This window comes from Exiguobacterium sp. SH1S1 (assembly GCF_004337245.1).
Lineage (GTDB): Bacteria > Bacillota > Bacilli > Exiguobacteriales > Exiguobacteriaceae > Exiguobacterium > Exiguobacterium aurantiacum_A.
This window is the reverse complement of record NZ_SJUZ01000003.1, coordinates 193,041-218,185: the sequence shown is the minus strand read 5'-3', so window position 1 is coordinate 218,185 and position 25,145 is coordinate 193,041. Positions and strand designations below refer to the sequence as shown.

The following is a 25,145-nucleotide window of genomic DNA, read 5'->3' as shown; positions in this document are numbered from 1 at the left end:
ACAACGATGGCAGTACCATTCCGTAGAACGTCGAAAACTCGCAAACGTCTTCGTCGTACTCACTTCAAACTTAACGTACCTGGTATGAACGAGTGCCCGAACTGTGGCGACATGAAACTTTCACACCGTGTTTGCAAATCTTGCGGACATTACAACGGTAAAGAAGTAACAAGCAAATAATGCGAAAAGAAGCGGTCTCCTTGGAGATCGCTTCTTTTTTTAATTGTGTGGTCCTGGAAACAGATTGTGGTAAAATTCTTTGTGCACACTGTTTGTGGAGGGATAGCGAATGAAGCCGATCAAACGAATTGGGATTATAGGGAACGGGGCTGTCGGGATGTTGATGGCGTCGTTACTCGCGAAAGACTATAGCGTCACCTTGTACGGTCGAGGCGAAGAAACGAAAGACGTCATGATCGAACGAGCCGGTATGACGAAGGGGACCGTCGCTGTCCCGCTCAAACCGGTACATACACTCAACGAGACGGATGCGGACGTCTTTTTCGTGACGACGAAAGCGCACCAAGTGCGCGCGGCGACAGAACGGCTTACCGGGGGCGTCCCTGTGTTCATCTGCTCGAACGGGATTGCCCATCTCGAGTACGCTCGGGAACGAGGATTCCACTTAGGCGTCATCGAGCACGGGGTGACGCGAGACAAAAATCGAATTAACCATAGCGGCCTCGGCCGAGTTCGGATCGGGAGCTTGGATGCCCTACAGCCGCTCACGTTCATCGCCTCGCCGCTCCAAGTCGTGTGGGAAGCGGATATCGAACAAGTCGTCGTTGAAAAGTTGTTTGCGAACGCGATCATCAATCCGATCACCGCACTTTGTCGCGTCCCGAACGGAGCCGTCGCCGAACCGCCTTGCCGCGAAGTCGCGCAAACGATCTATGAGGAGCTGACACCGCTGTTCGATCAGTTCGTGCCTTATACATATATTGAGACGATCATCGAGAAGACAGCTCAAAACCGCTCTTCGATGCTTCGAGATATCGAGGCCGGACGTATGACCGAGGTCGATGCCATCTTGACCCCGCTCTTGAAACGGGCCGAGGACAGAGGCCGAAAACTGACGGTCATCCCACTCATGCAAAAATTGATAATAGGAGCGAGCGCATCGTGTTAGTGTATATCGTTTCATTTCCGCTTGTCATATGGTTTATGGTGTATATGATACTTAGAAAAATTATGCCGAAATCGGTCAATACGTTTAAACTTGTCTGCGATGCCGGAGTGTTCCTCTGGTTTTATGCGTGTGCGGTCCTATTAGAGACACTCGTCGGGGACGACGTCGTTTGGTTGCTCTTAGCCGTCTGCTGCGCTATTTTTCCGGCAAATGCGATTTGGCAGCGAGTCCGACACGAAGAAGTCTTATATACAAAAATGTTCGTACACGGCTGGCGATTGTTATTTTTACTACTCGTCCCGTTACACGCCGTGTTGTTCTCGCTCGGTGTCGCAAAAGAAATGATTCATTGACCGTTTGAAAGGAAGTCGTTATACGTGAGGATAGAGTCGCTAGACGCCATGTACAGTCCATCTTCCCCGATGATTCAAATCGAAGCGGGATATACGAAGTGGCTGGACTATAAAGGAATGGACGAGCTCGAAGCTCGAGCGAGCGAGCTTGAAGGACGCTCATACCCGCATCTGGAATCGTTAGCAGGGATTCTTCGGGCGCAACAGATGGTTCACGGTCCGCTCTCGGACGTGCTTGACTCAAAACTCGACGCGCTCGCGAAAGGCGAGGCGTTCACGATTGTGACCGGACAGCAAGTCGGCGTCTTCGGGGGCCCGTTGTTTGCGGTGTATAAGCTGTTAACCGTGCTCAAACGAGCGAAACAGGCGGAAGCCGTGCTCGGTAAGCCGGTCATCCCGATTTTTTGGATGGCGACCGAGGATCATGACTTCGCCGAGATCAACCATGTGTACGCCCCCCAGCCGTTGTCACGGCAACTGCGGAAAGAAGCGTTGTCGACCGTTCCGCTCGCAGGGAAAGCATCGGTCGGAGAACTCGAATTCGACCGTCTCAAAATCGAACTCGTCCAAATGTTGCAACGTCTGTTCGTGTCGGAGACAGAGACTGTCCATACGGCGACGCTTTATCATGAGCTTGTCGTCTTACTCCAAGCGAGTCACTCGTTCGCACAATTTTTTGGGAAGATGATGCGGCGTTTCGTCGGGAACGATTTTCTCCTGTTCGACCCGCATCAGCCTGACGTACGCCGGCTCGAACGTGAGGCGTTCAAACAGTTGATCGTGCAACACGACCGCTTGCACGAAGTGTTCCGCGACTCATTTGAGGACGGCATGCCGACCGTAGAACTGAACCGCGATGCGGCCCACGTGTTTTATCATGACGGGACGCGTGAATTGTTGACGAAAGAACAAGATGTCTTCACGACGAAACGCGGTCACCGCTTCACGGAGGCGGAACTGTTACAAGAAATTGATGAGCATCCCGAACGGTTCTCGAATAATGTCGTGTCACGGCCGCTCATGCAAGATTACTTGTTCCCGACGCTCGCATACGTCGCTGGTCCGGGGGAAATCGCCTATTGGCTCCAACTTCGTCCGTTGTTTCATGTATTCGGTTGGAAGATGCCGTTGTTGATCCCGAGACTTGGCGCTGTCGTCATGTCGACGAACGACGAGAAAAAACTCGCTCAAGAAGGGACCACACTCGTCGATTACTTGACGAATCCGCTCCCGGACCATTCGTTCGATGACGAATCGTTTGACCAAAGTCTGTATGCCTACCGCACGCTGTCTGAAGCAATCGGGCAAGAGGCAGGAAAGCGCGGGCATCGCTTTGAGACGAACGCGCGACATATCCTTGACCGTCTCGCTGACGAGATGCGGGCCGAGGCGAAGCGCGAGCAGTATCGTTTGAATCGACGCCGGATCCATCTGTCGACACGCTTGCTGCCGATGGACGCACCGCAAGAGCGGATCTGGTCGATGGTCCCACTGATGAATCGTCACGGAGACGATTTATTCGTTCGGTTACGCGCCGCCTATGAACAGGCGGAATGGGAGCGTTGTTTAGTCAAAATTTGATTGTGAAATCGTAAATGATAGAGGTTCTCCACTTGTTTGGAGAACCATTTTTTGTTTGTTACCTTTTTGTTTCCTATTTTCGCTAAAAACCAATGCGTAGCTTGACATTTTTATGATAAAGTAAATGTAATAAACTAGTTGAAAAATGTAGGTTGAGAGGGTTTTTGTATGTTTGAGCATGAAACGGTTTTAAAAATGGAGTCTGTTGATGGACTGAACATCAAACCGGACGGAATTTACGTCGATTGTACGTTAGGGGGAGCCGGTCATAGCGAAGAGATTGTGAAACGCCTGACGACGGGCCATCTTTACGCCTTCGACCAGGACGACGTCGCACTCACGCACGCTGCTGAGCGTTTGGCTCCATATGAGGACCGGGTTACGTTTATAAAGAGCAACTTCGTCCATCTGAAAGACGAGTTAGCGGTACGAGGTGTGACACAAGTCGATGGAGTATTATTTGACCTCGGTGTCTCTTCACCACAGTTAGATGAGGCAGAACGCGGCTTTAGCTATAATTTTGACGCTCCGCTCGATATGCGAATGGACCGGTCACGAGATTTTTCGGCGTATCACGTCGTCAACGAATGGCCGTTCGGGGACCTCGCCCGCATTTTCTTTACATACGGGGAAGAGAAGTTCTCGAAACAGATTGCGCGTAAAATCGAACAAGCCCGTGCCGTCAAGCCGATTGAGACGACGTTCGAACTCGTCGAATTGATTAAAGACGCAATTCCGGCGCCGGCGCGACGCAAAGGCGGCCATCCGGCGAAACGGACGTTCCAAGCGATCCGCATCGCTGTGAACGACGAATTGAACGTGTTCGATCGTGCCGTCCAAGACGCGATTGACATTCTCGCCATCGGTGGACGGATTTGTGTGATCACGTTCCATTCACTTGAAGACCGCATCTGTAAGCAGGTTTTCAAAGAGAAGAGCCAGTATCCACAGTTGCCAAAAGGATTGCCGATTATCCCAGAGGAGTTCGAACCGGAATTGAAGCTGATCACACGCAAGCCGATCACTGCCGGAGATAACGAACTTGAAGACAACCGCCGGGCCCGGTCGGCCAAACTTCGGATCGCTGAAAAACAAAAATAGATTGTACGTAGGAGGGATACCTGATGCCAGAAGCTGCCCGCAAGGCTCTGCAGCCTCAAATTTCACCGAATCGAAATCCGATTCCGCAAGAACGACCAATACCAGCTCCGAAACGACGTACGTTGACCTTGTTCGAATCCATCCTGTACCCGACGATGATTTTCTCGGTCGTCTTGTTCGGTGGCATCACGGTGTCGAAACATAACGAAGCGTACAATATTATGCGAGATACGGCTGTCATCAGCCAAGAGATGAATACGATCTCGAAAGAGAATGAAGAACTGAAGTATGAGATTGCCCAACTAAGCTCACCTGAGAGAATTTATGCGATTGCTGAAAAGCTCGGCATGCAGTTCAATGAAAAGAACGTTTTGGTGATCGACTGATGAATTCTCTACAACAGAGTAAAAAAAGAGTGGCGTGGGTGGCGATCGTTTGCTTCACACCGCTCTTTTTATTTTTTGTCGGCTGGTTCCTCTACTTGTCCGTCTTTCAGACGTACAAAGGGGAGAACATGCTCGCTTTCGCTGAAGAAGAGCGTTGGAAGGCTGTCAGTACACTTAAGGCGGAGCGTGGAGAGATTTTTGATCGGTTCGGGCAACCGATTGCGATCAATATCCCGTCCTACCGGATTGTCGCGGTCTTGAAGCTAGGGGGAGAGCGGGTCGAAAACAAGACGCTCTTGCCTGACGAGTTTAAGGGCGCGTCTAAAGAGCTTGCGACGGTCATCCCGATGACTGAAGCCGATATTTTGAAACGGCTCGAACAAAATGTCGATCGCGGTCAAATCGAGTTCGGGGTACCGGGCCGGGATTTGACGGTCGAACAAAAAGAAGCGATCGAAGCGTTTGAGATTCCGGGCATCACGTTCGTCGAAGAACCGAAACGCTATTACCCGAATAAAGTCTTTGCTTCATCCGTCGTCGGCTACGCCCAAAAGATTGATCAAAACGGGCGCATCGAACTCGTCGGAGAACTTGGAATCGAAAAATCGCTCAATGACGTGCTGAGTGAATCGTACGGTTTATATCGTTTCGAGAAAGATTTAGCAGGCCGACAGCTCGTGTCGAGCGATGAACAACTAAAAATCGACCCGGAAGACGGAGCGGACGTCCAGTTGACGCTCGATCATCGCATCCAACAACTGCTTGATACGAAAATGGATGAACTGTATAAAGAATATAAACCGAAAAATGCGACGGCGATCATCATGGATCCAAAGACCGGTGAGATCATCGCCTTGTCCGATCGTCCGTCTTTTGATCCGAATACCCGTGAGATCACGTCTTACAGCAACTTCTCTGTCTCATCTCGCTTTGAGCCGGGTTCGACGATGAAAATCTTCACACTCGCCGCAGCGATCAATGAAGGTGTTTACAACCCGAACGAGTTGTATAAATCCGGGTCTTACAAGTATGGCAAGACGGTGTTCAATGATTATAACGTCACCGGATGGGGTACGATTCCTATGGTGGAAGGCGTCTGGCACTCTTCGAACGTCGCCTTCTCGATTTTAGCGAATGAACGACTCGGACTCGGCCGGTACGAAGATTACTTCAAGGCGTTCAAGTTCGACCAACGAACGGGCGTCGATTTGCCGGGAGAAGTGAACAGTCAATATGACTTCGATAGTCCGATGAACGTGTTGATCACAGCATGGGGACAATCGACGGCGATGACACCGATGCAAATCCTACAAGCGACTTCAGCGATCGCGACCGACGGGACGATGAAACAACCGTACGTGATTAAAAAAGTCGTCAACCGTGAAACGGGCGAGACGATTCGGACGACCAATCCGAAAACTGTCGGTCAACCGGTCACGGAAGAAACGGCCAAGCTGACACGCGAAGCACTCGACGGTGTCGTCAATAGTGATCTCGGAACCGGTCAACTGTATGCGCTCGATAATTATCGCGTCATCGGAAAAACCGGGACGGCTCAAATTGCCGAAAATGGGAAGTACTTGAGCGGTCAGTACATCCACTCGTTCGTCGGAATGGCACCGAAAGATGATCCGGAACTCGTCATGTATATTGCGGTCGACCGACCAAACGGCGACTCGTCGACGACGGGTCCGCGCATCATGGCGCCGCTGTTCAAGGATGTCATGGACGTGGCGTTGCGCTATCGAAGCGTCGAACCGGAAAAACAAACGAAAACAATCGATGCGTCGACGAAGACGACGGAAACATACGTCGAGCTTGGTCGTGATGAGGCGGTCAAGCAGGCGAAAGCCGCTTCGTTCGAACCGATCTTACTCGGTAGCGGGGACGATGTCGTCGCTCAAAGCCCGGTCGAAGGGCAGTCGTACGTCGTCGGGGAGCGCCTCCTGTTGAAGACGGAGGACTCGTTCACGATGCCGAACCTATCAGGCTGGTCGCTTCGTGATGCGAAACGATTGGCGACGCTCTATCAATTGAATTTAGAAATAGACGGAACGGGTTTTGTCACTTCCCAGTCAATCGGGAAAGGCAAGCCGGTCAAGAATGGGGCGACACTCAAAGTGAGGCTCCAAGCACCGTCGAACTAACGCATAGGGATGAAGAGGGCCTCGGCTCTCTTTTCCTTTGTCACAGGAGGAAATAGGGATGGAACAGTTAACGATACAAACACTTGCTTCTTGGTTTGGGATGGAGACGGACGACACACGTGAGGTCCGTCATGTCGCGACCGACTCGAGAGACGGTAATGAGGACGGATTGTTCGTGCCGATCATCGGGGCTCGCGTCGATGGGCACGACTTCATCGATGCGGCCGTCCAAAAAGGCGCAATCGTGACGTTTTGGGAGCAGGGGCGTCCGCTGCCGGAAGGGATTGTGGCGATTCCTGTCGAGTCACCGCTAAAGGCGCTGCAAGAAGCGGCGGCACGATACTTGGCTGAAATCGATCCGTTCGTGGTCGCGATCACCGGTTCAAACGGCAAGACGTCGACGAAAGACATGGTTGCTGTCGTTCTCGGGGAAAAGTTCAAAACCCACAAGACGGCTGGAAACTTCAACTCGGACGTCGGTTTGCCGCTGACCGTACTGCGAATGCCTCGTGACACGGAAGTCGCGGTGCTCGAGATGGGGATGAACGGATTCGGACAAATCGAGTTGTTATCGAAACTTGCCAAGCCTGACGTCGCGTTCGTGACGAACATCGGCGAGTCGCACGGCGAACAAGTCGGAGGTCGCTCAGGGATCGCTAAAGCAAAACTTGAGATTAAAGCCGGGCTCAAACCGGACGGGGTGCTCATCGTCGATGCCGACGAGCCGCTTTTGGCCAACGAAGGTTATCGAGTCGGTTACGACGCGACGGCGGATGGGAAACTTGAAGTCGTCGAATCGACGTTTGACGCCTCGATTTTCCGCTACAATAACGAGTTTTATGAGTTAAAAGTGCTCGGAGCCCACCAAATCCGGAATGCGGCGTATGCGATCGCGTGCGGACTCAAATTAGGTCTTGATCACGAGACGATCCAACGCGGTCTGAATCGGGTTCAATTGACATCGATGCGGATGGAGAAGCAAATGTTCGGTGACGCGCATTTGATCAATGACGCCTACAACGCGAGCCCGACATCGATGATTGCCGCCATCGAGACGGTGAAGACGTTAGAAGGCTTTAGCCGTCGTATCCTCGTTCTCGGGGATATGTATGAGCTCGGAACAGATGAACAGGCCCAGCACGAGAGTGTCGGCCACGTCATCACGGCGCCTGTGACCGATTGCGTGCTGATCGGCGACAAAGCGAAATGGATCTCACAAGGGATCAGTGACCCGCGCGTGAATGTGACGATGGTCCCAACGGTAGAGGAAGCGAAAGCACTCCTCAGCAGTTATCAACGGCCACAGACTGTGATATTGTTAAAAGCATCGCGAGGACTTGCGCTTGAGCGCTTAGTCCAATAAATAGAGTAGTGAGGTACGAATATGTTAATCAGTTTAATCGTCTTAATCAGTTCATTATTGACCGTATTGGTCGTCATGCCGCGGGCCATCCCGGCGCTTCGTAACTTAAAGTTTGGTCAGGAGATCCGGGACGAGGGTCCGGATTGGCATCAAAAGAAATCAGGGACACCGACGATGGGCGGGATCGTCATCCTGCTCGCACTTCTCGTCGGATTCTTCGTATCGTTCGTGTTTGGAGAAGCGGTCGCCGGGTTCGGGACGCTCTTGTTCGTCACGCTCGCGTTCGGGATCATCGGATTCCTCGACGACTACATTAAAGTCGTCAACAAACGCAACCTTGGATTGACATCGCTTCAAAAGTTGATTGGTCAAATCATTGTCTCGGTGTTGTTCGTTTGGTTCTTATCGCTTGGCGGCGGGCTCGACACAACAATCAGCATTCCGTTCACATCGATCGCGTTTGATACGGGCTGGTTCTACATCGCCATCGTCATCTTCTGGCTCGTCGGCTTCTCGAACGCCGTCAACTTGACGGACGGTTTGGACGGTCTCGTTTCGTTCTCGGCCATCCCGACGTTTGCGTTCTTTGGAATTTATGCGTTAGGACAAGACGAAGTCGGCATCGCTTGGTTTGCGTTTAGTACGGTCGGAGCACTCCTTGGGTTCCTCGTCTTTAACAAATACCCGGCGAAAATTTTCATGGGTGACACGGGTTCGCTCGCTTTAGGCGGAGCGGTCGCTGGTCTCGCCCTCATGTTGAAACTTGAATTATTACTCGTCTTCGTCGGTATTATTTTTGTCATCGAGACGCTCAGTGTCATCTTGCAGGTCATCTCGTTTAAAACGACGGGGAAACGAATCTTTAAGATGAGTCCGATCCACCACCATTTCGAGATGGTCGGCTGGTCAGAATGGCGCATCGTATTGACGTTCAGTGGAATTAGCTTGATCACGGCAGTATTGTCGTTACTTCTCATGTAATGGATGGTGGAAGACATGAATCAACAGTGGAATGGTAAGCGAGTCCTCGTACTCGGGGCGGCTCGGAGCGGTATCGCAGCTGCCGCCTATTTAAAGGCGGTTGGCGCAGACGTAGTGATCAATACGGGCAGTGAGCCAACAGAAGCAGAGCGGGCAAAGATTGAAGCGCTAAACGTAAAAACTGTCTTCGGCTCGCATCCGCTTGAACTGTTAGACGAAGCTGAACTGATCGTCAAGAATCCGGGTATCCCTTATCAGATCCCGTTACTAGAAGAAGCGATTGCGCGTCACATCCCGATTTATACGGAAGTCGAGCTCGCTTATTTGGCAACAGAGGCAGATTTTGTCGCCATCACCGGGTCGAACGGTAAAACGACGACGACGACGCTCGTCCATGAGCTGTTAAAAGGTGGCAAACGCCCCGTCCACGTGGCGGGAAATATCGGGTTTCCGGCCATCGAAGTCGCGACGCAAGCCGCGCCGGGCGACCTGATCGTGATCGAACTATCGAGTTTTCAGCTGATGGGAGTGGAAGCGTTCCATCCCCGCTCGGCAGCGCTACTCAACTTGTCAGAAGCTCATCTTGACTATCACGGTGACTTCGAATCGTACGCTGACGCGAAAGCGAATCTGTTCCAAAACATGACGCCTTCAGACCGGGTCGTCGTCAAAGGAGAGGATCGAGAAGTCATGAAGCGAGTGCCGACTGGACTTTCGGCTCAAACGTTTGGCTATGAAGCCGGTGACGCGCATGTCGATTCAGGATGGATCACTTTGCATGGCGCACGGATCATGCCGGTGTCAGAACTTGCGCTTGGAGGCGCCCATAACGTCGAGAACGTATTGGCCGCGCTCTTGTTGATCGAGCCATTTGACATCCCGAGTGATCATATCGAGCACGTCTTGCGCACGTTCGGTGGCGTCGCTCATCGGACGGAGAGCCTCGGCCGTGTACTTGGCCGTCACGTCTACAACGATTCAAAAGCGACGAACAACGTCGCTGCCGAGGCGGCGCTCACTGGTTTCGAAGCACCGATCGTTTGGTTATGTGGCGGGCTCGAACGTGGAGCCGACCTGACATCACTCGTTCCGGCGATGAAACGGGTGAAAGCTGTCATCGCTTACGGCGAGACGGCTGAACGGTTCAAAACGTTAAGTGAATCAGAAAATATTCCGGCGCAAGCCGTCGCCACGCTCGACGAGGCGGTGCCGCTCGCGTTTGAACAGTCCGTTGCAGGCGACGTGATCTTGCTGTCGCCGGCCTGTGCGAGCTGGGATCAATATAAGACGTTTGAAGAACGAGGCGAACATTTCGTCAAGCTCGTGAACGCATATGAGGAGGCAAACCGATGAGAGTCATCATTTCTGGTGGAGGGACGGGTGGTCACATCTATCCGGCGCTCGCCCTGCTCGATACGTTGAAAGAGCGGCATACCGATTTAGAGGTGCTCTATATCGGGACCGAGAACGGGCTTGAAGCCGATCTCGTACCGCGAGCGGGTATCCCGTTCAAATCGATTCGAATCAGTGGCTTGAAACGGTCGCTTTCGATTGAGAACGTCAAGACGGGTTATCGGTTCGTCCAATCGGTTCTCGCATTGCGAAAAGACATGAAAACGTTCCGACCTGACGTCGTCATCGGAACGGGCGGTTTCGTGTCCGGGCCTGTCGTCTTCACCGCACAACTGCTCGGTATTCCGACGATTTTGCATGAACAAAACAGCATCCCGGGACTGACGAATAAGTTTTTGTCTAAAAAAGCGGATCGTGTGGCGCTGTCGTTCGCCGGTTCTGAACAACATTTCCCAGGGGCGAACGTGCAAGTCATCGGGAATCCACGGGGTAGTGAGGTCTTGAAGACAACGGCAGACGAGATGAAACTGCGCACCGAGTACGGGATTGACGAACGACCGATTGTTCTCATCTATGGCGGCAGCCGTGGGGCGGAAGCGATCAATCGAGCGGTCATCGAGGCGATCCCGGAACTCGCGACTGAACCTGTGAACGTCTTATATGTGACCGGAAAAGTGCATTTTGACGATGTCGTCGCCAAAGCGCCGAGCTCAGATAACGTCCAAATCTTGCCCTACGTCTACGATATGCCAGAACTCCTCGCCTGTGCGAGTCTCGTCGTCTCACGGGCCGGTGCTTCGACAATCTCGGAATTGACTGCGCTCGGTTTGCCGAGCATTTTAATCCCGAGCCCTTACGTGACAGCGGATCATCAGACGAAAAATGCGTCGGCGCTCGTCGAGAGCGGTGCCGCTGAGCTGATTAAAGAGCAAGCGTTGACAGGCGCCACGCTCGTCGCGTCAATCCGTCACGTCTTGAATCACCATGACGAGATGGCCGCAGCGTCGAAACGATTAGGATTCCCGCACGCCGCGGAATCACTCGCCGATCTTGTTGAAGAAGTAAGCCGATAAAGGAGAGAAGTTAATGGAGACGCGTCAGAATACCGTTCGCAGTTTGGAAGATCGCATTCCGTATATGAAGGACCAACGGCGCAAAAAAGCGAATCGACGCTTGGCGACGATTCTATTCTTGTTTGCCGTGCTCATCGCACTCGTCGTCTATATGCAGACGTCGGTTTCTGACGTGAAGGCAGTGAATGTGTCCGGACTCGACTGGTTGACTGAAGCTTACGTCCTTGAGGGAACGGATCTCGACACGTCTTCAAAGATTGTTCGCATCTCTCCGAACGACATCGAGCAGACGATTCGCGCACTCCCGGGAGTGCGGGACGCCAAAGTCGATCGGTCTTGGTATAACATCGTCACCGTGGACGTCGAGGAAGAGAAGATGATCGCCTACTCGCGAAACGACTCAGAAGAAGTCGTCGTGCTCGCGGACGGATCACTTCACCCGACCGGACAAATCGATGATCCGGAGAAGTTGCAGGATGGTCCGCTCTTACGTGAGTTCACGGACGTCGCCGAGCTCGAGAAAGTGGCAAGTGAACTCGAGCAAGTCGATGACGCGATGCGGGCCCGGATGTCTGAAATCGTCTTTTCGAAAAAAAAGGATGAACCAGTCCGGTATGAGATTTATATGAACGATGGAAACACGTTGCTCACACCGACGTTCAAACTGAGCCAAACCGTCTCAAAATACGGGGATATCTTTGAAAACATCCCAAAAGGTCAACGCGGAACCGTCGTCATGGACGGAGGCTTTTATTTCGTCCCTTACGAAAAAACGAAAGAATAATCTGATTTTTTACAGTCCTTAGACACGTAAGGACTGTTTTTTTATAGTTTGTAATCGAATTGACACCCCAAAACCGCTTAATTTGTAGGATTCTACCTTTTCTCACTATGTTATTTGTTGTAAACTTAGACGTGAGATATCTTGCCGGACCTATCAATATTTTTGGATATCTGTAACAATGTAACGGAAATTCAGAAACAGAAATTTAAGCGCGGAGGTGTTTCCCTTTTGGAAGCGAACGGTTATGTTGCCGCATTGGATATAGGAACGTCAGAAATTAAGCTCGTCGTGGGCGAATTGCTCGGAGGAACGCTTAACATTTTGGCGGAGGGGTGCGCCCCGTCTGCAGGAGTAAAACGTGGCGCCGTCGTCGACATCGATAAAACGGTTCAAGCCATTAAGCAAGCCGTCGAACATGCCGAAGCGGCGCTCGGTGATCAAGTTCGTTCGGTATATGTTGCCATCGAAGGGGAACATATCCAAATTGCCCCGTGTCATGGGATCGCATCGGTGAAACGAGAAGACCAAGAGATCACGGACGTCGACGTCATCGAAGTCATCAATTCGGCGCAAGTGATGCGTTTGCCGGATGAGATGAGCGTCATCGATGTCATCCCGACGTCGTTCACAGTCGACCAACAGACAGGGGTCGTCGATCCCCGTGGTATGCTCGGCTACCGGTTAGAGATGCACGGAAAAATGGTAACGGGTTCAAAAACGGTCCTACATAGCATCCGTCGTTCGATTGAACGGGCAGGCCTTACGCTAGAAGGATTTGTACTCGGTAACTTGGCGCTCGGAATGAGTGCTGCTTCCGTCGATGAAATCGACCTTGGGATCGGCCTCGTCGACATCGGACACGAAAAGACGACCGTCTCTGTATTTTATCGCGGTGATCTCGTCTACTCGTATATCCTCCCAGTCGGCGGGGACCACATGACGCGAGACTTGGTATATAAACTCAACTGTAAGTACCAAGACGCAAAAGTGGCGAAAGAAGAATACGGACTCGCGCTCGAAGAAATGGCGGACGCTTCTGAAGGATTCTCATTTACGAATATTAATGGGGAAGTGGCATTCGAGCCACAAACAGAAATTAGTTACGTTTTAGAGGCGCGAATAGAGGAAATGTTCACACTCGTGTTGAATAGAGTGCAAAAGGTAGGTGTTCCACCGCTCAGCGGAGGTTATCTCCTCTGTGGCGGAGCGGCTGCCTTGCCTGGCATCCAGGAATTGGCGACGCGCGTCATGGGTCAAAAGACAAGACTCTACCAACCTTCGTCGATTGGTGTCAGACATCCGAAATACGCGACGGCTGTCGGTGTTCTCAAGTATGTGCTCATGAGCGACCATCATGTCTCGAAGTCGCAACTTGAGAAGCCAGATGAGCGCGTGACTGTTCCGACACCAACTGGCGGGACAGAACGCGACATCGATCGTGATGACGAGCCTGAAACAACAGAGCGCGAATCTAAAAATGGATTCGGGCGTTTAATGGAAAAATTATTTGGCGTGTAAGCTGATGATGTGTTAACAATTGGAAATTACGTAGGGGGATACCTGAAATGATGTACTTTGATGAGGCGATTGACGCCGTAGCAAAAATTAAAGTAATTGGAGTCGGTGGTGGTGGTTCAAACGCCGTCAACCGAATGATCGAGCACGGAGTGCAAGGTGTCGAGTTCATCGCGGTCAATACAGACGCACAAGCACTCAATATGTCGAAAGCGGACGTCAAGCTTCAGCTTGGCGCTAAATTGACACGCGGCCTTGGTGCCGGTGCGAACCCGGACATCGGTAAGAAAGCGGCTGAAGAAAGCCGTGAGCAATTGATCGAAGCACTTGACGGTGCCGATATGGTCTTCGTCACTGCCGGTATGGGTGGGGGAACAGGTACGGGCGCTGCACCAGTCATCGCTGAGATTTCAAAAGAAATCGGAGCGCTCACAGTCGGTGTCGTCACGAAACCGTTCATGTTCGAAGGACGCAAACGGATGCAGCATGCGCAACACGGAATCCAAGCGTTCAAAGAAAAAGTCGATACACTCATCGTCATCCCGAACGACAAGTTGCTTGAAATCGTCGAGCGGAACACGCCGATGATCGAAGCGTTCCGCGAAGCGGATAACGTGCTTCGCCAAGGTGTCCAAGGGATCACAGACTTGATCGCCATCCCTGGTTTGATCAACCTTGACTTCGCCGACGTGAAAACGATCATGACGGAAAAAGGATCGGCGCTCATGGGTGTCGGTGTGGCGACTGGTGAAAACCGTGCCATCGAAGCAGCGAAAAAGGCGATCTCATCTCCACTGCTCGAGTCTTCAATCGAAGGCGCGAAAGGTGTCTTGATGAACATTACAGGTGGACTCAGCCTCAGCTTGTATGAAGTAACAGAGGCTGCTCAAATCGTTCAAAGCGCCGCTGATGAAGAAGTGAACTTGATCTTTGGTTCGGTCATCAACGAAAACTTGAACGAGGAGATCATCGTCACTGTCATCGCGACTGAGTTTGCGGAAGAGTCACAAGGCACGAACCCGTTCCTTCAGCAACCGAAGAAACAAGCGGAGCCTGAGGCGAACAAAGAAGTTCAACCGAAACCGACTGAACCTGCTCAACAAGAAGAAGGGAACTTCCATAGACCAGTCTATGGTGGGGACGTCCCAGACGAGACGATCAACATCCCAGCGTTCGTAAGACAACGCCGTAACTAAACAACAGGGGGTGCCGTTCTCGGCACCCCCTTTTTCTAAAAAAAAGGAGACTGGTATGCAACTCATACATACATGGGAAACCGAGGCGTATCGCTATCTGGCTTATGTGACGACTCGGACGGATGGACACAATGAAGGCAATGTCGGTTTGCACGTCGGCGATGATGCGGAACAAGTCATTGCCAACCGGGAACGTTTCTTCACCGAAGCAAACTTGTCGCTCATCGATTCGGTTTGGGCCGATCAAGTGCACGGGACGCGTGTCGCGACCGTCGACGAAGCGGACAAGGGCAAAGGCGCCTATCGATACGATGAGGCGATTCAAGCGACTGACGGACTCGTCACGACCGCTACCGATTTGCCACTCGCTCTCGTGTTCGCCGATTGCGTCCCGTTGTTCTTTTGTGCGAAAGATCACGGAATCATCGGCATGGCTCATGCCGGATGGAAAGGGACGGTCGGAAACATCGTGTCTTCGATGGCGGACGAATTCGCTCGGCTCGGGGTTCCGGAACACGACATCGAGATGTACGTCGGACCGGCCATCACGGCCGAGCATTATGAAGTCGACCGCCGTGTCCTCGATGCCGTAAATGCCGTCTCGCCCGAAGCATATGCGGCCTCGGTGTATAACGAATCAGAACGTCATGCGAATCTGTCATTGCAACGAGTCAATGAGACACTCGCTGTCGAAAGAAACATGGACGTCAAGCAGTCGAACTTGTCGACCGCTTCCGATCGAGACTTTTTCTCTTATCGGAACGGAGACGCCAAGCGTCGATTTGCCGCCGTCCTCGTCAAGGAGAAGAAATTGTGAGCATAGCTGATAACGTCAAACAAGTGAGACAGAATATTGAGAACCTTCAATCGGAAACAGCGGTGACGCTCATCGCGGTCACGAAGTCGGTCGGTGTCGACGTCGCGAACGCGCTTTACGCAGAAGGTGTCCGTGATTTCGGTGAGAACCGTCCGGAAGGCTTGCTCGAGAAAGTCAATGCGATGCCGTCGGACGCCAAGTTCCATTTTATCGGCAGTCTACAGACGCGCAAAGTGAGACAAGTCATCGATCATGTTGCCGCAATCCATTCGCTCGACCGATTATCGCTCGCCGAAGAGATTGACAAACGGTCCGACCGTGTCATCGATTGTTTCGTCCAAGTGAACGTATCGGGCGAGACGTCAAAACATGGGCTTGAAAAAGAGGAAGTCATCCCGTTCATCGAGAACTGTAGACAGTATCGCCATATTCGGGTCATCGGACTGATGACGATGGCTCCGTTCACAGAAGATGAAGGTGTGATCCGTGAAACATTCCGTGCTTTACGCGAATTGCGCGACCGCGTCGCGGCAAATCGCTTCGAACATGCACCATGCAACGAATTGTCGATGGGTATGTCTAACGACTACGAGTTGGCAATCGAAGAAGGCGCATCGTTTGTTCGTATTGGGACCGTACTTGTGCAATAATATATTCTAAGGAGGAATCCGTTATGTCAATCAAAAACAAAATGAAAGACTTCTTTGGACTTGAGGAAGATCCGAATCACGCGTATGAAGGGGAAGAGTATGCTGTCGCAGAGACGAACACTCAACCGACGACTGATGCGCTCGTCAAAACCGAGGAGCGTCCGAAACCATCGAACAACCTCGTCGCGCTAAACACGAAGAAGAAAGAACGTTCGAAAGTCGTTCTTGCCGAACCGCGCGTCTTTGCCGAGGCACAAGATATTGGCGACCAGTTGAAAGAAAATCGTGCCGTCATCGTCAACCTTCAGCGCATGTCGAAAGAGCAGTCTCGTCAAGTTGTAAACTTCTTGTCGGGTGTCGTTTACGCCCTAGAAGGAACGATGACGTCGATTGGACATAACACGATTCTATGTGCTCCGAACAATATCGAATTGACTGGATCGATTTCGAATTTGATTTCGGAGGACGAACTAAACAGTAAAGGGTGGTAAATGAATGGAAAATGCGATCCCTGCATTAGGCAATACGATTGTTACGCTTCTTGGATATTATAGTTGGGTCTTGATTGCCTATATTTTATTATCGTGGTTCCCGAATGCGAGAGAATCAAAATTCGGACAGATTTTGACATACTTGTGTGAGCCGTTTCTTAACCCGTTCCGTCGGATCATCCCGCCAATCGGCGGGATGCTCGACATTTCTCCAATCGTCGCCCTGTTCGTGCTTCGTATGGCGCAAGCAGGAGTGCGAGCGATTTTCGGTCTGTAAATGAGCGTCTTCGATCATTATCGACCGAATGAACGCCCGTTTGTCGAGCAAGTGCTCGACTGGGTGCGACAAGTCGAGGACAACTACTTGTTTAAATTGACGGATTTTTTAGACCCACGTGAGCAACAAATCGTCAGGCAACTCGTTGGCAAACGGCTCGCCATCTACGAGGACGGCGGTTTCCCTGGAGCTGAGCGGAAACGGCTTTTATTGACGCCCGACTACTATGAGCTCGACGTGAACGACTTTGAAGTCAAGATTCTTCAAATCGATTATCCGACGAAGTTTGTCGACTTGACCCACCGCCAAGTGACAGGCACGCTTCTTAACGCGGGCCTGAAGCGGCAAAAGTTTGGCGACGTTGTCCTCGCTGACGGGATCGCTCAGTTCGCGACGACGGCTGATGCGGCTGGATTCATCGAAATGAACGTGGATCGCGTCGGCAAAGCCCGGGTGCGGCTGTCTGATGTGCCGGCCGCATCGATTTTGACCGTCCCAGAAGTCAAATGGAGCGACGAGTTTGGCATCGTCTCCTCACTCCGCTTTGATGCGGTCGTTAGCGAAGTGCTCGGTCTGTCGCGCCAGAAAGCACAGGCGCTCGTCAAACATGGTGACTGCAAAGTCAATCATAAAGCGATCACGGACGCGAGCTTTTTACTCGAACCAGACGATTTGGTTTCAATCCGGGGTTACGGTCGTGTCAAATTGACGGCAATCCTCGGCTCGACAAAGCGTGAGAAAATAAAAATCCAGTATGGCATCATACGTTGAATTTAGGAGGAAAGTCGAATGGCGTTGACACCGATTGATATTCATAACAAAGAGTTCTCGACTCGTTTTCGCGGGTACGATATCGATGAGGTCAATGAATTTTTAGATCAAATCATTAAAGAGTTTGAGCTATTGATTCGTGAAAATAGAAGGTACGAAGAACTCGTCAACGATATGCAAGCCCGTATTGACTACTTCTCCTCGATGGAAGACACGTTGAATAAATCGATTATCGTCGCACAAGAGGCAGCAGAAGAAGTCAAGACCAATGCGGCCAAAGAAGCCAGCCTCATCTTGAAGCAGGCTGAACGCGAAGCGCTCGCCCGAGAAGAGGAAGCGTCGCGTAAAGAGCAGATGGCAGAGCGTGAAGTCATTCAAATGTTGAAAAAAGTCGAACTGTACCGGACCCGGTTCCGTGTACTCGTCGACGCACAGATGGAACTTCTAAATAGTACCGAATGGGACACGATTGTCGGAGAGCCGCCTGTCCAGACGGTTCTTGACGATACGAGTGAACTTGCGTATAATGACGACGAAGTCACACCAAACAAACATCACGGATAATAAACAATACGTTGATTAGGACACGTCAATAAAGTCACACCTACGAAGCGACTTAGGGAAGGTGCAAGCCTAAGAGAAAGACTTTATTTGGTATCCCCTATGAGTGTCATGCTGAATTGAGTAAGCGTGACCGCTTGACCTCGTTATCGGTTACCGAGAGCGGTCTCAAGGTCTACTTGAGATTAGTAGGGTGGTACCGCGAGTCGATGAACTCGTCCCTATTTAGGGGCGGGTTTTTTTGTTTTTCAAAAAAGATGCAGGAGGAGTTTCAATGAACTACAAAGACACATTATTGATGCCTGATACAGAATTCGCGATGCGTGGAAATTTGCCGAAGCGCGAGCCAGCAATGCACGAGGCTTGGGAGCAGATGGACTTGTACAACCGCGTCCAAGAGAAGAATGCAGGAAAGCCGCAATACATTCTACATGACGGACCTCCGTACGCCAACGGTGACATCCATATGGGCCATGCACTCAACAAAGTGTTAAAAGACATCATCGTCCGTTTCAAGTCGTTGAACGGCTATCAATCACCGATGATCCCAGGTTGGGACACACACGGTCTTCCGATCGAGAACGCGCTTCAAAAAGCAGGCGTCAACCGTAAAGAGATGACTGTCGCCGAGTTCCGCGAAAAATGTGCCGCTTACGCGATGGAGCAAGTGAACTCACAACGTGAACAGTTCAAGCGTCTCGGACTGCTCGCTGACTTTGACAATCCATACATCACGCTCCAGCCTGAATATGAAGCGGCGCAAATCCGCCTGTTCGGCACGATGGCTGAAAAAGGATACATCTATAAAGGGAAAAAACCGGTCTATTGGTCACCGTCTTCTGAATCGGCACTCGCTGAGGCGGAAATCGAGTACTATGACAAAAAATCACCAGCCATCTATGTGGCGTTCCAAGTCGTCGATGGCAAAGGCGTCCTCGGGACGACCGACCATTTCGTCATCTGGACGACGACACCGTGGACGATTCCGGCCAACCTCGGGATCGCTGTCAGCGATGAGCTGACATACACACGGATCGAACACGATGGCAAAGGGTATATCGTTGCCGAGACGCTCGTCGAAGAAGTGACGACAGCACTCGGCTGGGATGAGTACTCAGTGAGCGGGTCTTGGAACGGACGCGAGTTCGAACACATGACGGTACAGCACCCGCTTTACGACCGGACGTCACTCCTCATCCTTGGCGACCACGTCACGGCTGAAGCGACAGGCTGCGTCCATATCGCACCTGGCCACGGGGAAGACGACTACCGTGTCGGCCAAGCGTACGGACTTGACGTGTTGTGCCCGGTCGACGACCGTGGGTATATGACGGACGAAGCACCAGGCTTTGAAGGACTGTTCTATGAAGATGCGAACAAAGAGATCGGCATGAAGCTCGAAGCAAATGGCAACTTGTTGAAGCTCAAATTCATCAAGCACTCGTACCCGCACGACTGGCGTACGAAAAAGCCGGTCATCTTCCGGGCGACACCGCAATGGTTCGCTTCGATCAAAGACTTCCGCAGCGACATGTTGCGTGAAATCGAAGAAGTAAACTGGGTACCGGAATGGGGCATGACGCGCCTGTTCAACATGGTCCGTGACCGTGGCGACTGGGTCATCAGCCGTCAGCGGGCATGGGGTGTGCCGATCCCGATCTTCTACGCAGAAGACGGAACGGAAATCATCACGAACGAAACGATCGACCATATCGCCAACTTGTTCCATGAGCACGGATCAAACGTCTGGTACGAGCGCGAGGCGAAAGACTTGTTGCCATCCGGCTTCACACATCCGAACAGTCCAAACGGCGAGTTCCGTAAAGAAGTCGACATCATGGACGTCTGGTTCGATTCAGGTTCGTCACACGCAGGTGTGCTCGAACAGCGCGACAACTTGCGCCGTCCGGCCGACCTGTACCTAGAAGGTTCGGACCAATACCGTGGTTGGTTCAACTCGTCACTGTCGACTGCAGTCGCGACGACTGGCAAAGCACCGTATCGCAACGTCCTCAGTCACGGCTTCGTCCTTGACGGCGACGGCCGGAAGATGTCGAAATCGCTCGGCAACACGATTGCACCGAACGACCTCGTGAAACAGTACGGTGCTGAAATCGTACGTCTTTGGGTCGCGTCTGTCGACTATCAGTCAGACGTCCGCGCCTCGCATGACAACTTTAAACAAGTGTCAGAAGTATACCGGAAGATCCGTAACACGTTACGCTTCTTGCTCGGTAACTTGAACGGGTTCGATCCGTCGATGCGCGTCGCGTTCGAAGATATGCCGGAAGCCGACCGCTTCATGGCGACGAAGCTGAAACAACTTCAGACGAAAGTCGTCAAAGCGTACGATACGTTCGACTTTATGGCTGTTTACCACATGAGCCACAACTTCTGTGTCAACGAATTGTCGTCGTTCTATCTCGACTTCACGAAAGACATCCTCTACATCGAACGTGAAAATGATGCGCGTCGCCGTGCCGTTCAGACGGTCATGTATGATGCAGTCATCACTTTGACGAAGCTGCTTGCCCCGGTCCTCCCGCATACGGCGGACGAAGTCTGGCAAGAAATCCCGGCCAAGACGACGGATAGCGTCTTCTTGTCGGACCTTGAAGAAGTGGCGCCGCTCACGGAAGCAGAGACGGAATTACTCGCGAAATGGTCGAAATTCCTCACGTTCCGCGACGACGTCTTGAAAGCGATCGAGATCGCCCGCGGCGAGAAGTTGATCGGGAAACCGCTCGAAGCAAAACTTCAGATCGCACCGAAGGGTGAGACGAAAGCGCTGCTCGACACGATCGATAACGTTCGTCAACTCCTGCAAGTGTCACAACTCGACTACGTCGATACGGCCGACGTCGACTACGCGACGGCGAAGATCAGCGTCGCGAAAGCAGACGGTGCCGCTTGTGCCCGCTGTTGGACGTATTCGACCGAACTTGGTCAGAACGCAGATCATCCAGAACTTTGCCCGCGCTGTACAGAAGTCATCGCATGAGCCGGACCGGAGTGGCGCACAGTCCACTCCGGTTTCTTATGACTTGAAAGGAGAATTTGATGAAACGTTATTACGGATTAGCAGTCGTTCTCATTTTGCTCGACCAAGTGACGAAATGGATCGTCGTCCAGACGATGACAATCGGTCAATCGGTCGAATTGATTCCAGGATGGCTCTATTTGACATCGTACCGCAACAGAGGCGCGGCCTGGGGCATGCTCGAAGGACAGATGGTGTTCTTCTTCGTCGTCACCGCCGTCGTTGTCGTCGGTCTGATCTACTTCTTGCATAAAGAAGTGAACGGGTTCAAACTGCTCGGCTACAGTGTCGGCTTACTGCTCGCCGGAGCGATCGGCAACTTTATCGATCGTCTGTTCCGGGGCGAGGTCGTCGACTTCGTCGACACGTACCCGTTCGGCTACAACTTCCCAATCTTTAACGTCGCCGATATGGCACTCACGTTCGGGGTCATCTTTATGATCATCGGCGTCTTGTTCGAAGAAAAATTAAACAAAGAAAGGGGACAATCGTAATGGAAACTTACACATTTGTCGCCGAAGAAAAGGCACGGATCGATAAATGGATGAGCGAACGAAGTGACTGGTCACGTTCGCAAATCCAAGACTGGATTAAGGCAGGGGATCTGCTCGTCAACGGTCAACTCGTGAAGCCGAACTATAAACTGCAAGAAGGGGACGAAGTCGTCGTGACGGTGCCAGAAGCCGTCGAACTCCAAGTCCTCCCCGAAGATATTCCGCTCGACGTCGTGTTCGAGGACGAGGATGTCATCGTCGTCAACAAAGCACGTGGCATGGTCGTGCACCCTGCGGCTGGTCATACGTCTGGAACGCTCGTCAACGCGCTGTTATATCACTGTGACGACCTCTCAGGCATCAATGGTGTGAAGCGTCCGGGTATCGTCCATCGTATCGATAAAGATACGACGGGACTGCTCATGGTCGCGAAAAACGATATGGCGCACGAGTCACTCGCGCAACAGTTGAAAGACAGAACGATCAAACGCGAATACGTCGCACTCGTCCACGGCGAGCTCGTCCATGAGCTCGGATCGATCGAGGCGCCGATCGGGCGCGACACGAACGATCGTCAGCGCATGACGGTGACAGACAAGAATGCGAAAGAAGCGGTAACACACTTCCGTCTGCTCGAGCGCTATAAAGACTTCACGCTCGTCGAGTGCAAGCTCGAGACAGGACGGACGCATCAAATCCGTGTCCATATGCGCTATATCGGCCATCCGCTTGCTGGAGACCCGAAATACGGACCGCGTCGGACAATCGATTTGAACGGGCAAGCGCTCCATGCAGCCACGCTCGGCTTCCATCATCCGCGGACGAACGAATGGCTCGAGTTCGAGGCGGCACTCCCGACCGACTTCGAGGCAGAGCTCGCAAAATTGGACAAAATCGAGAAAACACGTTGACTTTCAACCGATTCAGATTTATAGTCTAGAAAGCATAACACCTTTAAACCCAGTCCAGAGAGGCTGTGAAAGGATCGTGGCCGCGGCCACAACCGTCTATCATATACGGCACTCGTTTGCCTTCGTGAAGACTTCCTTTCCAGCCGGATGAGGAAGTCTTCTTTTTTTATAGATTACGAGAGGAGGAATCATATGAAACGCTCGACCATACTAGACGAAGCCGCGATCCGACGCGCCTTGACGCGAATCGCCCATGAGATCATTGAACGCAACAAAGGAACGGACAACGTCGTCCTCGTCGGGATCAAAACGCGCGGTGAGACGCTCGGCGACCGACTCGCCCATCGCATCGAAGAAATCGAAGGAAAACCGATCGCGCTCGGTAACTTAGACATCACGCTCTACCGGGACGACCTATCGAAGAAGTCGCTCGACCCAGAAGTGAAAGCAACCGAACTCCCGCACGATATCAATGGCAAGACGGTCGTCCTCGTCGATGACGTCTTGTACACGGGACGGACGGTCCGAGCCGCCATGGACGCACTCGTCGACCACGGTCGGCCCGATTACATCCAACTCGCCGTCTTGATCGACCGGGGGCACCGCGAGTTGCCGATTCGCCCGGACTTTGTCGGGAAAAACGTCCCGACATCGAAAACAGAACAAGTCGTGGTCCGACTCAGTGAAGTCGACACGACAGACGAAGTGTACATCCAACAGCAATAAATCCAAAACCTTTAAGGTGGTCCAGAGAGGCCAGGAAGGAGAACTATTTATGAAAACCCCCATCCTCAACATCCACGAGCGTCCCGCTCACTTGCCGCAATGGCTGCTCTTCAGCTTGCAACACGTCTTCGCCATGTTCGGAGCGACGATCTTAGTCCCGATTTTGACCGGACTGAACACGTCCGTCGCCCTCGTCGCTTCCGGTGTGGCCACGCTCTCATTCCTAGTCATCACCCAATTCAAAGTCCCGACGTATCTCGGGTCAAGTTTTGCCTACATCGCACCGATCATCGCGGTCAGCCAGCAATGGGGCGTCGAAGCCGCACTGTTCGGCGGTATTATCGCCGGTTCGGTCTACGGTGTCGTGTCGCTCATCATCTTTAAGACGGGCGTCGGTTGGTTGTTACGACTGTTGCCGCCGGTCGTCGTCGGTCCGGTCATCATGGTCATCGGCTTATCGCTCGCACCGGTCGCCATCGACATGTCGATGAACCGCGACGGAGCGTATAACGGCACGTTCATCACGGTCGCCCTGCTCACGCTCGGCATCACGATCCTCGCGATGACAAAGTTAAAAGGAGTATGGGGCGCGGTTCCAATCTTGTTCGGCATCGTCGGCGGATACGCCATCGCCGCCATGTTCGGCATCATCGACTACTCGGCCATCGGTCAAGCGAGCCTGTTCCAACTGCCTGACTTCACGATGGTGTTCGTCGACTACATGCCGATGTGGCAAGTCGGGGCACTCCTCGCCATCGTCCCGGTCGCGCTCGTCACGATGACGGAGCACATCGGCGACCAAATGGTCACGTCGAAAATCATCGGACGCGAGACGATGAAAGATCCAGGCCTGCACCGGACGCTCCTCGGCGACGGCGTCGGCAAAGCCGTCGCCTCAGCGCTCGGTGGACCGCCGTGTACGACGTACGGTGAAAACAACGGGGTCATGGCGATCACGAGAGTGTACAGCGTCTACGTCATCGCGGGAGCAGCGCTCATGGCCATCAGTTTCGGCTTCCTCGGTCACGTCGAGGCGTTCATCTCGACAATCCCGAATCCGGTCAAAGGCGGTATCTCGATCCTCTTGTTCGGTGTCATCGCCTCGAACGGACTGCGGACGATGGTCGACAGCAACGTCGACCTCGCCGAGAAACGCAACCTCATCATCGCCTCGGTCATTCTCGTCGTCGGCCTCGGCGGGGCGATGGTCCAACTCGGCAGCTTCCCAGTCCAAGGGATGGCGCTCGCGACGGTCGTCGGTATTCTTTTGAACGCGGTGTTGCCGAAAGAAGAAGTCGAACCGGCTTCGGTCGATACAACTGAAGAAACGAAACAGGCAAGTAACTTTTAATTCGATCCCGTGAGGTCGGCAAAGTGAAGGCTCGTTTATTTGGGTGCAGTCTACCCAAATGAAGGCGTCCCTTCACGTAGGTGAAGAGACGCCT

25 protein-coding genes and 1 other annotated feature are annotated in these 25,145 nt (G+C 52.4%); all 25 genes read left to right on the top strand.

All coding sequences use genetic code 11. The features are described 5' to 3' along the window. Window positions 1-6 precede the first annotated feature (6 nt). The 25 genes from rpmF to EVJ23_RS08660 all read left to right on the top strand — a co-directional run bounded on the left by rpmF (window position 7) and on the right by EVJ23_RS08660 (window position 25,051). Complete coding sequence (gene rpmF / locus EVJ23_RS08780) at window positions 7-180, top strand: 50S ribosomal protein L32 (protein WP_081338944.1); 174 nt, start codon at window positions 7-9, stop codon at window positions 178-180. 109 nt (window positions 181-289) lie between these two features. Beyond that, window positions 290-1,129, top strand: a complete 840-nt coding sequence (locus EVJ23_RS08775; RefSeq protein WP_131465342.1) for a ketopantoate reductase family protein — start codon at window positions 290-292, stop codon at window positions 1,127-1,129. Beyond that, window positions 1,123-1,482, top strand: coding sequence for a DUF3397 domain-containing protein (locus EVJ23_RS08770; RefSeq protein WP_131465340.1), 360 nt, complete (start codon window positions 1,123-1,125; stop codon window positions 1,480-1,482). Before EVJ23_RS08775 ends, EVJ23_RS08770 begins: the two co-directional genes overlap by 7 nt. Before the next feature lie 48 nt (window positions 1,483-1,530). Further along, window positions 1,531-3,063, top strand: a complete 1,533-nt coding sequence (bshC, locus tag EVJ23_RS08765; protein WP_236641227.1) for a bacillithiol biosynthesis cysteine-adding enzyme BshC — start codon at window positions 1,531-1,533, stop codon at window positions 3,061-3,063. Window positions 3,064-3,231: 168 nt separating this feature from the next. Continuing rightward, entirely contained in the window at window positions 3,232-4,164 is a 933-nt protein-coding gene (rsmH, locus tag EVJ23_RS08760) for a 16S rRNA (cytosine(1402)-N(4))-methyltransferase RsmH (protein WP_131465336.1), read from the top strand. Between the two features lie 23 nt (window positions 4,165-4,187). Beyond that, window positions 4,188-4,550 carry a cell division protein FtsL gene (gene ftsL / locus EVJ23_RS08755; protein WP_084813098.1) on the top strand — a complete coding sequence of 121 codons (363 nt, stop codon included), beginning with the start codon at window positions 4,188-4,190 and terminating at the stop codon, window positions 4,548-4,550. Between the two features lie 38 nt (window positions 4,551-4,588). Then, on the top strand, window positions 4,589-6,697 hold the full coding sequence (locus tag EVJ23_RS08750) for a penicillin-binding transpeptidase domain-containing protein (RefSeq protein WP_236633738.1): 2,109 nt from the start codon (window positions 4,589-4,591) through the stop codon (window positions 6,695-6,697). Window positions 6,698-6,755: 58 nt separating this feature from the next. After that, window positions 6,756-8,060, top strand: a complete 1,305-nt coding sequence (locus EVJ23_RS08745) for a UDP-N-acetylmuramoyl-tripeptide--D-alanyl-D-alanine ligase (protein WP_201739231.1) — start codon at window positions 6,756-6,758, stop codon at window positions 8,058-8,060. A gap of 21 nt (window positions 8,061-8,081) precedes the next feature. After that, window positions 8,082-9,041 carry a phospho-N-acetylmuramoyl-pentapeptide-transferase gene (mraY, locus tag EVJ23_RS08740; protein ID WP_131465332.1) on the top strand — a complete coding sequence of 320 codons (960 nt, stop codon included), beginning with the start codon at window positions 8,082-8,084 and terminating at the stop codon, window positions 9,039-9,041. A 15-nt stretch (window positions 9,042-9,056) separates the two neighbouring features. After that, window positions 9,057-10,394: a UDP-N-acetylmuramoyl-L-alanine--D-glutamate ligase gene (gene murD, locus EVJ23_RS08735; RefSeq protein ID WP_236633737.1), complete on the top strand. Its 1,338-nt coding sequence runs from the start codon at window positions 9,057-9,059 to the stop codon at window positions 10,392-10,394. Further along, window positions 10,391-11,467, top strand: a complete 1,077-nt coding sequence (murG, locus tag EVJ23_RS08730; RefSeq protein ID WP_131465328.1) for an undecaprenyldiphospho-muramoylpentapeptide beta-N-acetylglucosaminyltransferase — start codon at window positions 10,391-10,393, stop codon at window positions 11,465-11,467. The genes murD and murG overlap by 4 nt, the downstream gene beginning before the upstream one ends. A gap of 13 nt (window positions 11,468-11,480) precedes the next feature. After that, a complete protein-coding gene (locus EVJ23_RS08725) occupies window positions 11,481-12,251 on the top strand; it encodes a cell division protein FtsQ/DivIB (RefSeq protein WP_131465326.1) in 771 nt (256 codons plus the stop codon). A 228-nt stretch (window positions 12,252-12,479) separates the two neighbouring features. Continuing rightward, a complete protein-coding gene (ftsA, locus tag EVJ23_RS08720; RefSeq protein WP_070327557.1) occupies window positions 12,480-13,769 on the top strand; it encodes a cell division protein FtsA in 1,290 nt (429 codons plus the stop codon). Between the two features lie 47 nt (window positions 13,770-13,816). Then, window positions 13,817-14,962 carry a cell division protein FtsZ gene (gene ftsZ, locus EVJ23_RS08715; protein WP_070327556.1) on the top strand — a complete coding sequence of 382 codons (1,146 nt, stop codon included), beginning with the start codon at window positions 13,817-13,819 and terminating at the stop codon, window positions 14,960-14,962. Window positions 14,963-15,017: 55 nt separating this feature from the next. Beyond that, window positions 15,018-15,779: a peptidoglycan editing factor PgeF gene (pgeF, locus tag EVJ23_RS08710; RefSeq protein ID WP_131465324.1), complete on the top strand. Its 762-nt coding sequence runs from the start codon at window positions 15,018-15,020 to the stop codon at window positions 15,777-15,779. Further along, on the top strand, window positions 15,776-16,429 hold the full coding sequence (locus tag EVJ23_RS08705; RefSeq protein ID WP_070327554.1) for a YggS family pyridoxal phosphate-dependent enzyme: 654 nt from the start codon (window positions 15,776-15,778) through the stop codon (window positions 16,427-16,429). Before pgeF ends, EVJ23_RS08705 begins: the two co-directional genes overlap by 4 nt. 23 nt (window positions 16,430-16,452) lie before the next feature. Continuing rightward, window positions 16,453-16,920, top strand: coding sequence for a cell division protein SepF (locus EVJ23_RS08700; protein WP_070327553.1), 468 nt, complete (start codon window positions 16,453-16,455; stop codon window positions 16,918-16,920). A 4-nt stretch (window positions 16,921-16,924) separates the two neighbouring features. Beyond that, window positions 16,925-17,197 carry a YggT family protein gene (locus tag EVJ23_RS08695; protein WP_070327552.1) on the top strand — a complete coding sequence of 91 codons (273 nt, stop codon included), beginning with the start codon at window positions 16,925-16,927 and terminating at the stop codon, window positions 17,195-17,197. Continuing rightward, complete coding sequence (locus EVJ23_RS08690; protein ID WP_070327551.1) at window positions 17,198-17,968, top strand: YlmH family RNA-binding protein; 771 nt, start codon at window positions 17,198-17,200, stop codon at window positions 17,966-17,968. It abuts the gene before it with no gap. 18 nt (window positions 17,969-17,986) lie between these two features. Continuing rightward, a complete protein-coding gene (locus EVJ23_RS08685) occupies window positions 17,987-18,532 on the top strand; it encodes a DivIVA domain-containing protein (protein ID WP_016509011.1) in 546 nt (181 codons plus the stop codon). Window positions 18,533-18,534: 2 nt separating this feature from the next. After that, window positions 18,535-18,755 (top strand) — a binding site (T-box leader). Between the two features lie 48 nt (window positions 18,756-18,803). Continuing rightward, window positions 18,804-21,530: an isoleucine--tRNA ligase gene (gene ileS / locus EVJ23_RS08680; protein ID WP_131465322.1), complete on the top strand. Its 2,727-nt coding sequence runs from the start codon at window positions 18,804-18,806 to the stop codon at window positions 21,528-21,530. 59 nt (window positions 21,531-21,589) lie between these two features. Next, window positions 21,590-22,063, top strand: coding sequence for a signal peptidase II (gene lspA, locus EVJ23_RS08675; RefSeq protein ID WP_131465320.1), 474 nt, complete (start codon window positions 21,590-21,592; stop codon window positions 22,061-22,063). Continuing rightward, window positions 22,063-22,974: an RluA family pseudouridine synthase gene (locus tag EVJ23_RS08670; protein WP_070327548.1), complete on the top strand. Its 912-nt coding sequence runs from the start codon at window positions 22,063-22,065 to the stop codon at window positions 22,972-22,974. Before lspA ends, EVJ23_RS08670 begins: the two co-directional genes overlap by 1 nt. A 192-nt stretch (window positions 22,975-23,166) precedes the next feature. After that, the gene (gene pyrR / locus EVJ23_RS08665; RefSeq protein ID WP_070327547.1) at window positions 23,167-23,700 is read left to right on the top strand and encodes a bifunctional pyr operon transcriptional regulator/uracil phosphoribosyltransferase PyrR; all 534 of its coding nucleotides are present in this window, start codon (window positions 23,167-23,169) and stop codon (window positions 23,698-23,700) included. A 49-nt stretch (window positions 23,701-23,749) separates the two neighbouring features. Continuing rightward, window positions 23,750-25,051, top strand: coding sequence for a uracil-xanthine permease family protein (locus EVJ23_RS08660; protein WP_131465318.1), 1,302 nt, complete (start codon window positions 23,750-23,752; stop codon window positions 25,049-25,051). Window positions 25,052-25,145 lie beyond the last annotated feature (94 nt).

Excerpts from the sequence above, each read along its gene's own strand:
- rpmF (WP_081338944.1), top strand. The coding sequence starts at position 7 with ATGGCAGTACCATTCCGTAGAACGTCGAAAACTCGCAAACGTCTTCGT.
- EVJ23_RS08775 (WP_131465342.1), top strand. The coding sequence starts at position 290 with ATGAAGCCGATCAAACGAATTGGGATTATAGGGAACGGGGCTGTCGGG.
- bshC (WP_236641227.1), top strand. The coding sequence starts at position 1,531 with ATGTACAGTCCATCTTCCCCGATGATTCAAATCGAAGCGGGATATACG.
- rsmH (WP_131465336.1), top strand. The coding sequence starts at position 3,232 with ATGTTTGAGCATGAAACGGTTTTAAAAATGGAGTCTGTTGATGGACTG.
- ftsL (WP_084813098.1), top strand. The coding sequence starts at position 4,188 with ATGCCAGAAGCTGCCCGCAAGGCTCTGCAGCCTCAAATTTCACCGAAT.
- EVJ23_RS08745 (WP_201739231.1), top strand. The coding sequence starts at position 6,756 with ATGGAACAGTTAACGATACAAACACTTGCTTCTTGGTTTGGGATGGAG.
- mraY (WP_131465332.1), top strand. The coding sequence starts at position 8,082 with ATGTTAATCAGTTTAATCGTCTTAATCAGTTCATTATTGACCGTATTG.
- murD (WP_236633737.1), top strand. The coding sequence starts at position 9,057 with ATGAATCAACAGTGGAATGGTAAGCGAGTCCTCGTACTCGGGGCGGCT.
- murG (WP_131465328.1), top strand. The coding sequence starts at position 10,391 with ATGAGAGTCATCATTTCTGGTGGAGGGACGGGTGGTCACATCTATCCG.
- EVJ23_RS08725 (WP_131465326.1), top strand. The coding sequence starts at position 11,481 with ATGGAGACGCGTCAGAATACCGTTCGCAGTTTGGAAGATCGCATTCCG.
- ftsZ (WP_070327556.1), top strand. The coding sequence starts at position 13,817 with ATGATGTACTTTGATGAGGCGATTGACGCCGTAGCAAAAATTAAAGTA.
- pgeF (WP_131465324.1), top strand. The coding sequence starts at position 15,018 with ATGCAACTCATACATACATGGGAAACCGAGGCGTATCGCTATCTGGCT.
- EVJ23_RS08700 (WP_070327553.1), top strand. The coding sequence starts at position 16,453 with ATGTCAATCAAAAACAAAATGAAAGACTTCTTTGGACTTGAGGAAGAT.
- EVJ23_RS08695 (WP_070327552.1), top strand. The coding sequence starts at position 16,925 with ATGGAAAATGCGATCCCTGCATTAGGCAATACGATTGTTACGCTTCTT.
- EVJ23_RS08690 (WP_070327551.1), top strand. The coding sequence starts at position 17,198 with ATGAGCGTCTTCGATCATTATCGACCGAATGAACGCCCGTTTGTCGAG.
- EVJ23_RS08685 (WP_016509011.1), top strand. The coding sequence starts at position 17,987 with ATGGCGTTGACACCGATTGATATTCATAACAAAGAGTTCTCGACTCGT.
- ileS (WP_131465322.1), top strand. The coding sequence starts at position 18,804 with ATGAACTACAAAGACACATTATTGATGCCTGATACAGAATTCGCGATG.
- lspA (WP_131465320.1), top strand. The coding sequence starts at position 21,590 with ATGAAACGTTATTACGGATTAGCAGTCGTTCTCATTTTGCTCGACCAA.
- EVJ23_RS08670 (WP_070327548.1), top strand. The coding sequence starts at position 22,063 with ATGGAAACTTACACATTTGTCGCCGAAGAAAAGGCACGGATCGATAAA.
- pyrR (WP_070327547.1), top strand. The coding sequence starts at position 23,167 with ATGAAACGCTCGACCATACTAGACGAAGCCGCGATCCGACGCGCCTTG.
- EVJ23_RS08660 (WP_131465318.1), top strand. The coding sequence starts at position 23,750 with ATGAAAACCCCCATCCTCAACATCCACGAGCGTCCCGCTCACTTGCCG.